Origin of the sequence: Hoeflea ulvae (genome assembly GCF_026619435.1) — a bacterium.
In the GTDB taxonomy this organism is placed as follows: Bacteria; Pseudomonadota; Alphaproteobacteria; order Rhizobiales; family Rhizobiaceae; genus Hoeflea; species Hoeflea ulvae.
Window position 1 is genome coordinate 1899119 of sequence record NZ_JAOVZQ010000001.1, and the last position, 14902, is coordinate 1914020.

Below are 14902 nucleotides of genomic sequence, written 5' to 3' on the forward strand. Positions count from 1 at the left end.
CTGCCGTTTCGGGCAACCGGGTTGTGGTGTTTTCGGGACTTGTCCTCAGCGCCGCGCGATGATCTCGCGGCCCTCGATCTTCATCCGGACGCCCATCTTGCCGGTTGACCGGCGCACCAGGAAGCGCGGGCGGCGATCGGCGATCTGGTGATGACGGCGGCGGCGTGTCGGCGTTCCTTCGCTCTGCGGAAGCGCCCCGTCATCCAGCGGACGTGCGACACCGTCGGCCTCGACCATCAGCATCGGCAATCCGTACAGCTCGGACCAGCTGCGCCAGTCCGCGGCAATGTCGTCGAGATTGTGCGCCACCAGCAGCGGCACGCACAGTGCCGTGTCGGTGTGATGCAGTTCCAGTGTCACCGTCACCGTGCCGTCGCCATGATCGATGGCGCGCGCCGCTACGCCCTTGAAGGCGCGGGCGGGCAGGGCAATGGACAAAGGCAGACCGGATTTCGACAGCACCTTCTTGACGACGGCGCCACGCCTGTCGACGGTCACGGACACCTCATCCCGCTCATCGCGTGCCGCATAGGAAACGCGTTGCGGAAAATTGTTGGGATCGAGCCGCAATTCGAACCCGGCCCATACAGGCTTCAATACGGTATTGGTCATGTCTATTGCCTCTGTAAACTCTTGAGAGCCCGGTTTTCCGGTCTTCTCATCCGGGGCTTTTCGCCCTCTCACAGGAAGCAAAATGCCGCACGGACGTTCCCGTCGGCTTAAGTTTTTGGGTTAAGAAAAGCTATGTTTTGGAAATGGTTAGCGAAAGACGACCGTCTCATTTCCGTTTTGGAAAGGTTACCGGGAGGCAATCACCTTGTCCGGATTCATGATGCCCCTGGGGTCGAATGCCTGCTTGATCCGGTGCATCAGCGCCATTTCGACAGGTGAGCGTATCGCCGCCAGTTCATCGCGCTTGAGCTGGCCGATGCCATGCTCGGCGGATATCGATCCGTTCAATTCCAGCACAATCGCATGCACCAGCGCATTCATTTCTTCCCAGCGCGCCAGAAAGCTTTCCGTGTCCGCGCCGGCGGGCTGCGAAATGTTGTAATGGATATTGCCATCGCCCAGATGCCCGAAGGCGACGATGCGCGCCCCGGGGATGGCGCCAAGCACCGCCTTGTCGGCGCGGGCCAGGAATTCCGGCACCTTGGCCACCGGCACCGAGACATCATGCTTGATCGAGCCGCCCTCGGGCTTTTGCGCCCAGGACATGGATTCGCGCAGGGTCCAGAACGCCTGGCGCTGCGCCCCGGTCTCGGCGGCTGCGGCATCGCGGATCAGGCCGTTTTCGTCGGCTGCGACAAACAGGCCTTCCAGCATCGTCCGCGCGGCCTCTTGGGACTGCCCCGAGGAAATGTCGATCAGCACATACCAGGGGTGAGGCGCGTCCAGCGGATCGCGCACGCCTTCGATATGGCGCGTGGTGAACTCGATGCCGATGCGCGGCATCAGCTCGAACCCGGTGAGCGAGGGCCCGCAGAAATCCTGCGCCAGCCGGAACAGCTTCAGCGCCACCTCCGGGCTGTCGACACCGGCATAGATGGTCTCGTGACCGGCCGGTTCGGGAAACAGTTTCAGCACCGCCGCAGTGATGACGCCGAGCGTTCCTTCCGCGCCGATGAACAAATCGCGCAGATCGTAGCCCGTATTGTCCTTCTTCAGAGCCCTGAGCCCGTGCCAGATCTCGCCGTCGGGCAGCACCGCCTCGATGCCGAGGCAGAGCTGGCGCATGTTGCCATAGGCCAGCACCGCGGTTCCGCCGGCATTGGACGACAGATTGCCGCCGATCTGGCAGGAGCCTTCCGAGCCCAGCGACAGCGGAAACAGCAGGCCCTTCTCGCTGGCTGCCTCCTGCGCCTGCTTGAGCACCACGCCGGCCTCGGCCACCATGGTCTGGCCGACAGGATCGAGCGAGCGGATCCTGTTGAGCCGCGACAGCGACAACACGACTTCGCCCTTTCCCGGACTTGGCGTCTGCGCGCCGACCAGGCCGGTATTGCCGCCCTGCGGCACGATCGCGGTGCCGGTCTCATGTGCAAGCCGCAGGATGGCTGACACTTCCTCGGTATCGGCCGGACGCAGCACCAGCGGGCTCTCGCCCCTGAAGCGGCCACGCAGCTCGACCAGATGCGGCGCGATGTCGGAAGCGGCGGTCAGGGCGTTCTGCGCGCCGGTGATGGCGGCGAAACGGGCGATCAGCGAAGGGTCTGTCAGTGGTGTGGGCATGCCAAATCATGTATCGCCGTGCCGGCATCAAGTCGAGAGGCGCTAGCCCCTTTGGTGGCGGAATTCATCCGCGCCGACCTGCCATTGGCGGTGATCCTTCGCACTCCGCCTGGACTGGTGCTGGTCTCTGGCGCTGCGGGCGCGAGATTTCAGGGCCGCGGTGCAGCGGCCCGGCTCAGGCGGTCATTGATGGCTTCGCCGAGCCCGTGCATCGGCACCGGGGCCACCGCTATGCCGGTGGCGCCGGCGGCATCGGCGCGTTTGATGAAATCGAACAGATTGGCCGCCGCCTCGCGCAGATCGCCCGAAGCCGACAAGTCCATCACCACCCGCGCCTCGGCCTCGCCGGCCAGCGGCACGCCGCCAAAGCGGATCACGGCCTCGCCGGGCAGGGCGGCGGAGGCATTCAGGCGCACCGCGGCATCCGGTGCATAATGCGAGGCCAGCATGCCCGGCGCGATCACCGCTTGCCCGGAATCCGGCTCCGGCCGCTCCACCGCCATGCGGGCGATGTTTTCGATTGCCTCGACTGCAAGACCGCCGGGTCTGAGCAGCCGCAAACGGCCGTCATCCACCGCCAGGATGGTGGATTCAACGCCCACCGGGCAGGGCCCGCCATCGAGGATCAGCCCGATCCGGTCGCCCAGGTCCTCGGCGACATGGGCTGCGGTTGTCGGGCTCACCCGGCCTGAACGGTTGGCGCTGGGTGCTGCCAGCGGACGGCCAAGCCCGGCAATCAGGTCGCGGGCAAAGCCCTGCGGCATGCGCACTGCCGCCGTCGCCAGTCCTGCCGTGGTCAGCGGGTGGATGCCGGGCGATGCCGAAAGCGGCAGCACCAGCGTCAGCGGCCCCGGCCAGAATGCCTCGGCGAGTTTTTCGGCGAGCGGCGAAAACACCACATGCGCCCTTGCCATCTCGAGATCGGCGACATGGGAGATCAGCGGGTTGAACCGCGGCCGGCCCTTGGCCTCGTAGATCGCGGTGACGGCATGAGGGTTGGTGGCGTCAGCGGCCAGCCCGTAGACGGTTTCCGTCGGCACAGCGACCGGTTCGCCGCGCTGCAATGCCTCAATGGCAACGGCCAGCGTGTCTGGATCTGAGATCGGGAGTATGCGCGCCATGTCGGGCCTGTCCATTTCGATTGCGCAGGCTCTATCAGCCGCATCTGACCGGCGCAATACGGGGCGAATTTCGCCGCCACCTATTAAAAAATCAGCAGAGTCGAGAATAAATTGAGGTTTTCGATTTAGCCGATCGATAACTTTTTTGCAGCATCAGTCCTTCCAAGTAATGAACTTGGTGGACGTTGGAGATGAACAAGCAAAAAACCGCGGCGACATCCATCGGTCTGCGCATCGCCACGACCATGTATCAGATGGGCATCGACGGTCTGCCGCGAAACTACGAACTTCTCTACGAAGCCTATTCCGGTTCCAATCCGGAACTGACGAAGGAATTTCTGGCGATCGGGAAGAAGAAGTCCCAGCGCGCGCTCGATGAGCTCGGCAAGAAATTCCTTCCCCATCACCACGAAGAAACCCTGGTGTCGAAGACAAACGCGCGCATGCAGGTCCAGATGACCACCTTCATGAACCTGCTGGAGCAGGAAAAGTCGTCTTTGTCCGACTACGGCACGATGATCGATGAAGCCTCGCGCGGTTTTGCCTCGCAGACTGAACCCGATCCGGCAACCCTGACCCGGTCGGTGCGCAAGCTCAACCAGGCCACGGAATTGCAGGTATCCAAGAGCGCGGCCCTGGTGGCCGTTGCGGCACAGCAGGCCGCCGCCCTTGAGGACATCGGCTCCGATATCGCCAATTTCGAGAAGATGAAATTTGTCGACCCGCTCACCGGCCTGGCCAATCGCAGGGCCTTCAACCGGGCAGTCGTGCGCATCTACGCCACTCCGGCCTTGCCGATGATGTGCGGTCTTGCCTATGCCGAGATCGATGATTTCAAGCGGCTGAGCGAATTGGGAAAGTCCGACATCGGCAGTCATTTCATCCAGCATGTCGGCAAGCTTCTTCATGCCGGCAACACAACCCATGAATTCGTCGCCCATCTCGACGGCAATCGTTTCGCCTTCCTGATCAGATCGGCGCAAGAATCGGAGATCATGCGTCTGGTCGACGGGCTGCGCACGGCGGTCGCCTCCAAGCCGCTGGTTCATCCGCAGAAACTGCGCGTCATCGGTAACGCCACCCTGTCGATCGGTGTGGCCATGTCGACGGTGGCCAATGATGCCGGAAAATTGCTGGCCTATGCCGAAAAGGCGATGACGGCCTCGATCAAGGGCGGCGGCAACCGCGCCACGCTCTACACCAATGCCGTGCCTGCCAATGCCAACAAGGGCTGGATCATCTATCAGCCGGAATAGACCCGGGCGCTTTCACTTGAGCCAGACACGGGGCGCCGGAATGGCCAGCGGCTCGCGCAGGCAGCAGCATGTCGATTGCGCTTGCTCGACCGCCGGCATCTTGGCCGCCCACCGCGGACGCAGGCGGCAAACCTGTCAATAAATCGGAAAAGTCGAACTTAATTTGAGGCTCGCGATTTAGCTCGCCGATAAGGTTTTGCAGCAACACTGCCATATTGAACCAGTGTGATGGGCCAGTGCATGAGCAAACCGAATCCGACAACAAGTTCCATTGGCCCCCGTGTCGCCACGGCGATGTATCAGATGGGTATCAACGGTTTGCCGAGGAATTATGAACTTGTCTATGAAGCCTATTCCGGCACCAATCCGGAACTGACCAGGGAGTTTGTCGCAATCGGAAAGACGAAATCCCAGCGCGCGCTGGATGAGCTGGGCAAGAAATACCTGCCGCATCATCACGAAGAGACAGTGGTCGCCAAGACCAGTGATCTCATGCAGGCCCAGATGGGCACGCTGATGGATCTTCTCGAGCAGGAGAAGCTGTCTCTGTCCGATTACAGCAAGATCATCGACGAGGCGTCGCGCAGTTTTGCCGCCGCGGCCAAGGACGATCTCGAGGCGCTGGCCCGCTCGGCGCAGGCGCTCACCCAGGCCACCGAACACCAGGCCACCAAGAGCGAGGCGCTGGGGAAGGTGGCGGCAAGGCAGGCAGCCGAGCTCGAGGAGATAAAGTCGGATTTCGACAAGTCCGAACGGCTGAAATTCGTCGATTCGCAGACCGGTCTCGCCAATCGCCGCGCCTTCAACAAGGCGACGGCGGGGATCTATGCCAATCCGGGCCAGCCGGTGCTGTGCGGTCTCGCCTATGCCCAGATCGATGATTTCCGACGCTTTGGCGAAGCCGGCGACAAGGGCCTTGGCGATCTGGCAATCCGCCATATCGGCTGCCTGCTCAATGCCGGCAACAAGACCCGGGAATTTGTCACCCATCTCGACGGCAACCGCTTCGCGGTCCTGATCAAGTCCGGCACTGACAGCGAAGTCATGCGCGTGGTCGACGGTCTTCGCGCCGCAGCCCAGTCCCGGCCGATGGTCCACCCCAAGACCGGCGCCCCTCTCGGCCACCCGACCCTGTCGATCGGCGTGGCCATGTCTGCGGTCACCAGCAGTTTCGGCCAGTTGTCCGCCTATGCGGAAAACGCCGTCACGGCCTCCACAAAGGAGGGAGGCAACCGCACCACGCTCTATTCCAACACCGCACATGCGGAGTCTGCCAAGGGCTGGATCATCTACCAGGCTAAATGAAACCTGCCGCCCGACCCACCTGCGCAGCACGGCCGCAGGGTCCGCAGCCAGCCCGGGCACCGGGGCCGCCCTGCCGTGGCGCAACCGCTGCGGCACAGCGGCGCAGCTTTTCCCCCGGCGCTGCAAAGCTGCGTCTCGGAAATTGACGTTTACGTAAAAATCCCCTAGCCATGATCCCGGTCCAGAACATGCCTTTGCAGGCAGGCGAAAACAGGGAGTGGAAGACATGTATCGTGCGCCGGTTGGGGAAATTGCTCACACGCTCAAATCCGTTGCGGGTCTTGGCAAGGCGCTCGAACAAGACCGGTTCGGCGATCTCGGCGAGGACCTGGTCGACGCCATTCTGGCCGAAGCCGGCCGCTTTGCCTCCGACGAGATCGCGCCGCTCAACGAGATTGGCGACACCCATGGCGCGGTGCTGGCCGATGGCGCGGTCACCACGCCGCCGGGCTGGAAAGAGCTGTACCAGAGCTGGATCGCCGGCGGCTGGAACGGGCTGACCGGCCCGGAAGAGTTCGGCGGCCAGGGCCTGCCGATGCTGCTGTCGGTAGCCACGCTGGAAATGTGGAACTCCGGTTCGCTGGCCTTCGGCATCGGCCCGACCCTGACCATGGGCGCCATCGAAGCGCTCGACAAGCACGCCTCCGATGATCTCAAGGCCAAATATCTCGAAAAACTGGTGACCGGCGAATGGATGGGGACCATGAACCTCACCGAGCCGCAGGCCGGCTCCGATCTCAATGCGCTGCGCGCCCGCGCCGAACCGGTGGGCGACGGCAGCTACAGGATTTTTGGCCAGAAGATCTACATCACCTATGGCGAGCATGATTTCACCGACAACATCGTTCACCTGGTGCTGGCGCGGCTGCCCGATGCGCCGGCCGGCACCCGCGGCATCTCGCTGTTCCTGGTGCCGAAATTCTTCGTCGGTGACGACGGCGCGCTGGGCGAGCGCAATGATGTGTTCTGCTCCGGTCTCGAGCACAAGCTCGGCATTCATGCCTCGCCGACCTGCACCATGATCTATGGCGACGGCAAGTTCGGCGATCAGCCCGGCGCCATCGGCTGGTTGATCGGGGAGGAAAACCGCGGTCTCGCCTGCATGTTCACGATGATGAACAATGCTCGTCTCGCCGTCGGCATGCAGGGCGTGGCGGTTGCCGAAACCGCCTATCAGAAGGCGCTGGCCTATGCCAATGAGCGCACCCAGGGCCGCGCACCCGGTTACAAGGGCGAGGGCATGAGCCCGATCGTCCAGCATCCCGATGTCGCCCGCATGCTGATGACCATGAAGGCGCTGACCCAAGGCGCGCGCGCCATCTGCTATTCCTGCGCCGAGGCGCTCGACATGGCCCGCGTCACCGAAGGCGACGCGGCCAGGGCCTGGGCCGAACGCGCCAGCCTGATCACCCCGATCGCCAAGGCCTTTTCCACCGATATCGGCATGGAAGTCGCCTCCCTCGGCGTCCAGGTGCATGGCGGCATGGGTTTCATCGAGGAGACGGGTGCTGCCCGGCTGCTGCGCGATGCCCGCATTGCCCCGATCTATGAGGGCACCAACGGCATCCAGGCGATCGATCTGGTGATGCGCAAGCTGCCCTTGTCCGGCGGCGCCGCCGTCATCAATCTCATCGCCGATTTCAAGCATGACGCCGAAGCCCTGCGCGCTTCCAATTCACCCGCGCTCGACGGCGTTGCCGATCATCTCGACCAGGCCATCGCCGATCTCGAATCCGCCACCTCCTATATGCAGGCAGCGATTTCGGACGACCGCAAGACCGATGCGCTGTCGGGCGCCACGCCCTATCTCCGGCTGTTCGGCCTTACCGCCACCACCGCCATGCTGGCGCGCGGCGCGCTGGCGGATACTGACGCGCCGGAAGCCGCAGGCCGTGCCGCTCTGGCCCGCTTTGCAGCCGCCACACTGGCGCCCGAGAGCAGGGGCCTTGCAGCCATTGCCACCGCCGGCGTCGCCAGCCTCTCCGACGCCGCTGCCGCACTCGCCTGATATCCTCCCGGCCTCTGGCCGGCGCCATTGCAAGGGAACAGCCATGACCGACCATATCCTGACCCAACGCGCCGGCGAGACCGGCGCCGTCAATGTCATCCGCTTCAACCGGCCTGACAAGAAGAACGCCATCACCCGCGCCATGTATTCGACCATGGCCCGGGCGCTGATCGAGGGCGACCGCGACGAGACTGTCCGCGTCCATGTCATGCTCGGCACGCCGGGCGCATTCACCTCCGGCAACGACATGCAGGATTTCATGGCCGTTGCCATGGGCGGCTCGATGGGCACCGAAGTGCTCGATTTCCTTGCCAGCCTGGCAACTGCGAAAAAGCCGATCGTGTCGGGCGTCGATGGTCTGGCCATCGGCGTCGGCACCACCATCCACATGCATTGCGACCTGACCTTCGCCACGCCCGACTCGCGCTTCCACACCCCCTTTGTCGATCTTGCGCTGGTGCCCGAAGCCGGCTCCAGCCTGCTTGCGCCCGCCGTCATGGGCCAGCAGAAGGCCTTTGCGCTGCTTGCCGCCGGCATTCCGTTCTCGGGCGAGGAAGCCGAGCGCGCCGGTCTGATCTACAAGGTGGTAAGTTCACAAGAGTTGGAACCGGCTGTGATGGCCGCTGCCGAACATCTGGCCGCCAAGCCGCCCAAGGCGCTGGCGATTTCGCGGCGCCTGATCAAGCCCGACCCGGAACCGGTGATCGCCCGCATGCGCGAAGAGGCCGAGCTGTTTTCCAGCCAGCTCAAGAGCGCCGAGGCGCTGGCCGCCTTCCAGGCCTTCATGGCGCGCAAGAAATAGAGCCGTTTATCTGAATCAAGGCCGGTTGTGGCCCGGGTCGCTTGAGCCGGGAAAACACCGCATTCACGGTGCCGGGCATCGTGCGGGGATTTTGACGCTACAGGCTCCCAGCCGGATCACGCATTTCCTGCGCTTACTCGATTCCATGTGAAGATCGAAGAATTGGGGGAGGCCCGGCTCTTGCGAGCCGGGCCGCAGCACCTGGACCCGAAAACGGGGCGCTGCGCTTGATCTATTCGCTGCTGCAGGAAATCTGGCAGACATCGTTTCCGGCCGAGAGCGTCGCATTGCCCTCCATGGTGGAGATGTCCACCCCGATCGACCAGTTGCAACCGGTCGGCACCGAGCCGGCGCCGGAGCCGGTCATGGTGCAGCTCAGTGTCCGCCCGTTGTCGCCATTTTCAAAGATCAGCTTGCTCTGGTCCATGCCCTGAAACGCAAGGCTGATCGTGTCGGCGAATGCCGGTGCAGTAAAGGTAAAGACCAGTGCGGCAGCCGCCGCGAGTGTCAGTTTTGTCATCGGATGCATCTCCCTGGTTGCGGTGAAAACTATAGCATTACGTGTATTACAATATGAAAACTCCTATAAGTTGTCAAATCCGGCCCGGTTGCAGACAGCACCATGCCGCCGCAACCATCGTCCCCGACGCTTGTTCTGGCGGCCGCGCAACGGCCAGCAGGTGTGCGTCCGCGAGCCGGGAAATCAAAGACGGCAACATCAAGAGCCGCTCACCGCGTCGCCGCACGGTGAGCAACTCCGGGATCAAGCCCGGGGTGGAGACGCAAGCCATCGTAGTCCTGTGACTGCCGTCATCCACGGCCCTGTGGCGAGGATCTATTGGCCTTTGACGAAATGAGAGTCTCGCAGATGCCCGGGACAGGCCCGAGTGAGCAAGGTTGGGGACACTTTACTTTTTCGCGCAGCGCACGAAAAAGTAAAGTGTCCCCGAAGTTCTTCCCCGTCGCTGCCTCTGTCTCCCGCAAAAAAATCTCCCAAAATTTTCCACACCTTTTCACCCCGTGCCAAACTGGCCTGACCTTCCGTTCGAACGGATGGCCGGAGCTGACGGAGTTCTGGCCGGCGGAAGGCGGTGAGTTCTGGCGCGCGGGCACCGTACCTGCGGGCCGGAAGCTCGGCGATCGGGAACACCCCGGCGGGAACCTGCCGGAACCGGAGACTGCTGGTCCGCACCAGCACCGGCGGCGTCATCTGACGCCGGTCCTGACAAGGCCTGGTCATGGCTGGACGGTATTGAGGCCGGGAGCAGATCGGGCATGGGCGGGTTCGGCTGGCGGTTCAGCCGAACGAGACGAACCGCCCGGGACTGCGTGACCGGATCGCAAAGAAGGAGGCCCATTTGCGCCCGGAAGGCGCATCTGTCCCTCACCGGTGGGGCGCGGGTGATCGCGCCAAGCCACATCTTCTTGACCACCACGGGCACGTCGCCCGCGCCCCACGAGTCCGGATGTTTCCGGATCACAGGACTGCCTCAAGCCGCCGGCGAAGTGTTTCGCGCGCGGGGTTTTGGTGTGGCTGCTGGCGCTCCCCCTCACCTGCAATTTCTAGCACTTAGCTAACGCTAAGATGCTGAAATTGCTTCCTCTCCCACGAGGGGCGAGGAGAGGGTGGCGCGAGTTCTGCGATTCTACCTCTCCCCTTGTGGGAGAGGATATAAAATCGCGATCTTAGCGCAGCTAAGTCGCAGATTTTGTCGGTGAGGGGGCCCGGCAAACCCCGTCTCCAGCCCCTACCTTTTCGGCCGCTCCAAGAGCGCCACCACTTCCACATGGCTGGACCACAAGAACTGGTCGATCGGCGTCACCGACAGCGCCTTGTAGCCGCCCTTGATCAGGATCTCGAGATCGCGGGCGAGTGTCGTCGGGTTGCAGGAGACCGCGGCGATGCGCTTGACGGTCGAACGCGCTATGTCGCCCACCTGCACCTCGGCGCCGGCGCGCGGCGGGTCGAACACCAGGCCCTGATAGGCCTTCAGCTCGGCCAGCATCAGCGGCCGGCGGAACAGATCGCGCTTTTCCACCGTCACCGGTTTGAGCCCGTGCGCCCGCCGCGCCGCCCGGTCGAGCGCATTGAGCGCCGGGCCGTCGGCTTCCACCGCATGCACATGGCTGTTTTGCGCCAGCCTCAGCGCGAAGGTGCCTGAGCCGGAAAACAGGTCCACCACCCGCTTGGATTTGCCAAGATGCCCGCAGACCAGATCGCCCATCACCAGTTCGGCCGCGTTGGAGGCCTGGACAAAACCGCCCGGCGGCGGATTGACCACCACGGACCCGAAATTGAGCTCCGGCGGCTGTTTCTCGATCAGGATCTCGTCGTTGAAGCTCAGCCGCGCCACGCTCGGTTCGGCCCGCGTCGCCGAAATGATCCTCAGCCGCTCGGGCTCCTTGAGCTTGAACGGCGCGTCGATGGCGATATCAAGCCCCGGCAGCGCATCGAGCACCGAGAAGCGGAACGCCTCCTTGCCCACGGCCACCGTGGTCGCCAGCCGGCGCAACTCGGGAAGCGCCTGGTTGATCCGCGGCGAGGCGATCACGCAGGTCTCGATCTTGACGATCTGATGGCTCGACGCCTTGTTGAAGCCCAGGATCGCGCCCTTGTCGGTGCGCCGCGCGGCAAACACCACCCGCCGCCGTGTGCCCGGCGCGGTGCTTACCAGCGCGCCGACCTTGGCGTCGATATTGCGGCTTTCAAGCGCTGCCACCACCAGGCCGCGCTTCCAGGCGCGATAGGCCTCATCGGCCTGGTGCTGCAGCGCGCAGCCGCCGCATCCGGCATTCTCGAAGTCAGGCCCGAAATGCGGGCAGGGCGGCGTCACCCGGTCGGGCGAGGGCTCGAGCACCGCCATCAGCGTGGCGCGGCCCTTGTCCATGGCCACATTGACCACATCGCCGGGCAGCGTGAACGGCACGAAAACCTGGCCTGCCGGGGTGTCGGCAATGCCGTCGCCCTGTCCGCCGAGCCGGGTGATTTCAAGTGTCTGAGCGCTCATGATTTGACGCCTCCTATGAGAAATTCGTGGTTGCCGTCGCTGCCTTCGATCGGCGAGGCGATCGGCCCGACAGCGCGCCAGCCGGGCAGCGCGTCGAGCCATGCGGCGAGATCATCGGCGATCACCGGCCCCTGGGCGGGATCCCTGAGCAGCCCGCCCTTGCCGATCGCCGCCCGCCCGGCCTCGAATTGCGGCTTGACCAGCAGCACCGCAAAGGCGCCGTTGGCTGCAAGGTCCAGCGCCGGCGGCAGGGCCAGCTTCAGCGAGATGAAGCTGACATCGGAGACAACCGCCCCGACCGCCCGGCCTTCGAGGTGATCGCGGCTGAGATCCCGGGCATTGAGCGCTTCGCGATTGCTGACCCGCGGGTCCGCGGCCAGCGACGGGTGCAGCTGATCATGGCCGACATCAACGGCAATGACATGGCTGGCGCCCGCTTCCAACAGCACCTGGGTGAAGCCCCCGGTCGAGGCGCCGATATCAAGGCCGACGCGTCCGGCGGTATCGAAGCCGAAGGCATCGAGCCCGGCCTTGAGCTTGAGTGCAGCGCGCGAGACATAATCACGCGCCGGATCGGACAGCGTGAATGTCGCCGAGGCCGATACCGCAGCGCCCGGCTTGGTCACGGATCTGCCGTCAACCAGCACCGCGCCGCGGGCAATCGCGTCGCGGGCCCGCGACCGGCTGTCATACAGGCCGAGCCGGACCAGCATCTGGTCCAGCCGGTCCCGGTCGGGCATGGCATGGGGCGAGGGGTGTGTCATGCGCCGTCTTCGCCCGGAAGGGCCGCGAGGGCAAGTGCTTTGTGCGCTGCCCCCCGGGCTCAATAGCGGATGAAGCTGCCATCGACCTGGCGGCGCGGCGCCGGTTCGAAGCGATCGGGCGCGGCCACCCGCTGGCTCAGCGGCGGGTAGAGATGGCCGTTGGGGACAAGGTCGAGCCCGCCCCGGATGTCGCCGAGCTTGGGCTGCAGCATGCGGATTGCAGCTTCCTCAATGCGCCGGTCATAGGTCGGTTGCGTGTCCGACAGCGCCACAGGCATCGCGCCGCAGATGCTCAGCACTGCCATTGCGATCACGCGCCTGTACCGATGTCCCGCCGATGTCCTGATCATTGCCGATCCGCCCTGTCATCCCTGTGGTCTCGAAACAGACTAGCAGGCGGGTGTTTCGGAACGCCCAAGGGACGTGGTTAGGACAAGGCAAATGCCTATGGTTTCAGGAGGGTTACCTGGGCGCCGGTCTGGCCTTTCGACTTCAGCGCGGCAAACACCGTGTCGATGATGCCCTTGCGGTCAAGTCCGGCGCTGGCATACATCGCCTCGGGCGCTGCATGATCCATGAACATGTCCGGCATCACCATGGCGCGCACCCGCAGGCCGCCATCGAGCAGGCCTTCGGTCGACAGGAACTGCAGCACATGGCTGCCGAAGCCGCCGACGGAGCCTTCCTCGATGGTGATCAGCACCTCGTGATGGCGCGCCAGTTGCCGGATCAGCTCATGATCGAGCGGCTTGGCAAAGCGCGCATCGGCCACGGTTGTCGAAAGCCCGGCCGCATCGAGGTCCTCGGCGGCCAGCAGGCATTCGGCCAGCCTTGTGCCGAACGACAGCAGCGCCACCTTGCTGCCCTCGCGCACGATCCGGCCCTTGCCGATTTCAAGGATCCGGCCGCGCTCGGGCATCTCGACGCCGACGCCTTCGCCGCGCGGATAGCGGAACGAGATCGGGCCGTAATCATAGGCCACCGCGGTGCGCACCATGTGCTTGAGTTCGGCCTCGTCGGCTGCCGCCATCACCACAAAGCCCGGAAGGCAGGCGAGATAGGCTGTGTCGAAGGAGCCGGCATGGGTGGCGCCGTCCGCACCGACGAAACCGGCCCGGTCGATCGGAAACCTGACGGGCAATTTCTGGATCGCCACATCATGGACCACCTGGTCATAGCCGCGCTGCAGGAAAGTCGAATAGAGCGCGCAGAACGGCTTCATGCCTTCGGTCGCCATGCCCGCGGCAAAGGTCACCGCATGCTGTTCGGCAATGCCGACATCGAATGTGCGGGCGGGAAACGCCTTGGCGAATTTGTCGACGCCGGTGCCGCCGGGCATTGCCGCGGAGATCGCCACGATCGTCTCGTCAAGCCCGCCCTCCTGCACCAGCGCCTCGCCGAACACGGCGGTGTAGCTCGGTGCATTCGGCTTGGCCTTGGCCTGGGTGCCGGTGACGACGTCGAATTTCGACACGCCGTGATACTTGTCGGATGCGGCTTCCGCAGGCGCATAGCCCTTGCCCTTTTGCGTCACCACATGGATCAGAACCGGGCCCTCGCCATTGTCGCGCACATTGCGCAACACCGGCAGCAGATGCTCGAGATTGTGGCCGTCAATCGGGCCGATGTGGTAGAATCCGAGTTCCTCGAACATGGTGCCGCCGGTGACATAGCCACGGGCATGCTCGACCGCACGGGTGATCGCCCGGTCAATGTTTTTGCCCAGATAGGCGGTCAGCTTTTTGCCGACTTCGCGGAACCCCATATAGGTCCGGCCAGACGCCATCCGCGCCAGATAGGCGCTCATCGCGCCGGTCGGCGGGGCAATCGACATGTCGTTGTCATTGAGAATGACGATCAGCCGCGCATCCAGCGCGCCGGCATTGTTGAGCGCTTCATAGGCCATGCCGGCCGACATTGCGCCGTCGCCGATCACCGACACCACATGGCGTGGCGTGCCCTGCAGCTGGCTTGCCACCGCCATGCCCAGGCCCGCGGAAATCGAGGTCGAGGAATGCCCCGCGCCGAAATCGTCATATTCGCTCTCGCCGCGCTTGGTAAAGCCCGACAACCCGTCCTGCTGGCGCAGCGTGCGGATCCGGTCCCGCCGTCCGGTCAGGATCTTGTGCGGATAGCACTGGTGCCCGACATCGAAGATCAGCCGGTCATGCGGGGTGTCGAACACCTTGTGGATGGCGATCGTCAGCTCGACCACGCCCAGCCCGGCGCCCAGATGCCCGCCGGTGCGCGACACCGCATCGATCATCTCGGCCCGCAACTCGGCCGCAAGCTGCGGCAACAGCTTGTCGTCGATGCTCTTCAGGTCGGATGGAAACCGTACGGTGTCCGGGAGCGGTGTTACTGGCGGATTGGTCAAGTCATGCCTCACAATTGCCTCCGGCGTAG

The 14902-nt window shown here is 64.1% G+C and carries 12 protein-coding genes; 4 read left to right on the top strand and 8 right to left on the bottom strand.

Annotated features, from left to right (window positions below; genetic code table 11):
• Nucleotides 1-45: 45 nt before the first annotated feature.
• From OEG82_RS08855 to OEG82_RS08865, 3 genes are all read right to left on the bottom strand, one after another.
• Entirely contained in the window at nt 46-612 is a 567-nt protein-coding gene (locus tag OEG82_RS08855; protein ID WP_267612073.1) for a DUF6101 family protein, read from the bottom strand.
• Between the two features lie 186 nt (nt 613-798).
• Complete coding sequence (locus OEG82_RS08860; RefSeq protein WP_267612074.1) at nt 799-2232, bottom strand: FAD-binding oxidoreductase; 1434 nt, start codon at nt 2230-2232, stop codon at nt 799-801.
• Between the two features lie 149 nt (nt 2233-2381).
• Nucleotides 2382-3353 carry an L-threonylcarbamoyladenylate synthase gene (locus tag OEG82_RS08865; RefSeq protein ID WP_267612075.1) on the bottom strand — a complete coding sequence of 324 codons (972 nt, stop codon included), beginning with the start codon at nt 3351-3353 and terminating at the stop codon, nt 2382-2384.
• 191 nt (nt 3354-3544) lie between these two features.
• Here OEG82_RS08865 and OEG82_RS08870 point away from each other — a divergent pair, with 191 nt between their 5' ends.
• The 4 genes from OEG82_RS08870 to OEG82_RS08885 all read left to right on the top strand — a co-directional run bounded on the left by OEG82_RS08870 (nt 3545) and on the right by OEG82_RS08885 (nt 8724).
• Nucleotides 3545-4609, top strand: a complete 1065-nt coding sequence (locus OEG82_RS08870) for a GGDEF domain-containing protein (RefSeq protein ID WP_267612077.1) — start codon at nt 3545-3547, stop codon at nt 4607-4609.
• Between the two features lie 240 nt (nt 4610-4849).
• Nucleotides 4850-5914 (top strand): diguanylate cyclase domain-containing protein, encoded by a 1065-nt coding sequence (locus OEG82_RS08875; RefSeq protein ID WP_267612078.1) that lies wholly within the window; start codon nt 4850-4852, stop codon nt 5912-5914.
• Nucleotides 5915-6140: 226 nt separating this feature from the next.
• A complete protein-coding gene (locus OEG82_RS08880; protein WP_267612079.1) occupies nt 6141-7922 on the top strand; it encodes an acyl-CoA dehydrogenase family protein in 1782 nt (593 codons plus the stop codon).
• Nucleotides 7923-7965: 43 nt separating this feature from the next.
• Nucleotides 7966-8724, top strand: a complete 759-nt coding sequence (locus OEG82_RS08885; protein WP_267612080.1) for a crotonase/enoyl-CoA hydratase family protein — start codon at nt 7966-7968, stop codon at nt 8722-8724.
• 232 nt (nt 8725-8956) lie between these two features.
• Here OEG82_RS08885 and OEG82_RS08890 read toward each other — a convergent pair whose 3' ends face one another.
• From OEG82_RS08890 to dxs, 5 genes are all read right to left on the bottom strand, one after another.
• Nucleotides 8957-9244 carry a hypothetical protein gene (locus OEG82_RS08890; RefSeq protein WP_267612081.1) on the bottom strand — a complete coding sequence of 96 codons (288 nt, stop codon included), beginning with the start codon at nt 9242-9244 and terminating at the stop codon, nt 8957-8959.
• Nucleotides 9245-10472: 1228 nt separating this feature from the next.
• On the bottom strand, nt 10473-11732 hold the full coding sequence (locus OEG82_RS08895) for a class I SAM-dependent RNA methyltransferase (protein ID WP_267612082.1): 1260 nt from the start codon (nt 11730-11732) through the stop codon (nt 10473-10475).
• A complete protein-coding gene (locus OEG82_RS08900; RefSeq protein WP_267612083.1) occupies nt 11729-12496 on the bottom strand; it encodes a TlyA family RNA methyltransferase in 768 nt (255 codons plus the stop codon). The genes OEG82_RS08895 and OEG82_RS08900 overlap by 4 nt, the downstream gene beginning before the upstream one ends.
• Before the next feature lie 59 nt (nt 12497-12555).
• Entirely contained in the window at nt 12556-12801 is a 246-nt protein-coding gene (locus tag OEG82_RS08905) for a hypothetical protein (RefSeq protein WP_267612084.1), read from the bottom strand.
• Between the two features lie 140 nt (nt 12802-12941).
• Nucleotides 12942-14873 carry a 1-deoxy-D-xylulose-5-phosphate synthase gene (gene dxs / locus OEG82_RS08910; protein WP_267612085.1) on the bottom strand — a complete coding sequence of 644 codons (1932 nt, stop codon included), beginning with the start codon at nt 14871-14873 and terminating at the stop codon, nt 12942-12944.
• Nucleotides 14874-14902: the final 29 nt, after the last annotated feature.

What these genes read in the sequence shown, in the direction of transcription:
- OEG82_RS08855 (WP_267612073.1), bottom strand. Translation starts at nt 612, where the DNA reads ATGACCAATACCGTATTGAAGCCTGTATGGGCCGGGTTCGAATTGCGG.
- OEG82_RS08860 (WP_267612074.1), bottom strand. Translation starts at nt 2,232, where the DNA reads ATGCCCACACCACTGACAGACCCTTCGCTGATCGCCCGTTTCGCCGCC.
- OEG82_RS08865 (WP_267612075.1), bottom strand. Translation starts at nt 3,353, where the DNA reads ATGGCGCGCATACTCCCGATCTCAGATCCAGACACGCTGGCCGTTGCC.
- OEG82_RS08870 (WP_267612077.1), top strand. Translation starts at nt 3,545, where the DNA reads ATGAACAAGCAAAAAACCGCGGCGACATCCATCGGTCTGCGCATCGCC.
- OEG82_RS08875 (WP_267612078.1), top strand. Translation starts at nt 4,850, where the DNA reads ATGAGCAAACCGAATCCGACAACAAGTTCCATTGGCCCCCGTGTCGCC.
- OEG82_RS08880 (WP_267612079.1), top strand. Translation starts at nt 6,141, where the DNA reads ATGTATCGTGCGCCGGTTGGGGAAATTGCTCACACGCTCAAATCCGTT.
- OEG82_RS08885 (WP_267612080.1), top strand. Translation starts at nt 7,966, where the DNA reads ATGACCGACCATATCCTGACCCAACGCGCCGGCGAGACCGGCGCCGTC.
- OEG82_RS08890 (WP_267612081.1), bottom strand. Translation starts at nt 9,244, where the DNA reads ATGACAAAACTGACACTCGCGGCGGCTGCCGCACTGGTCTTTACCTTT.
- OEG82_RS08895 (WP_267612082.1), bottom strand. Translation starts at nt 11,732, where the DNA reads ATGAGCGCTCAGACACTTGAAATCACCCGGCTCGGCGGACAGGGCGAC.
- OEG82_RS08900 (WP_267612083.1), bottom strand. Translation starts at nt 12,496, where the DNA reads ATGACACACCCCTCGCCCCATGCCATGCCCGACCGGGACCGGCTGGAC.
- OEG82_RS08905 (WP_267612084.1), bottom strand. Translation starts at nt 12,801, where the DNA reads ATGGCAGTGCTGAGCATCTGCGGCGCGATGCCTGTGGCGCTGTCGGAC.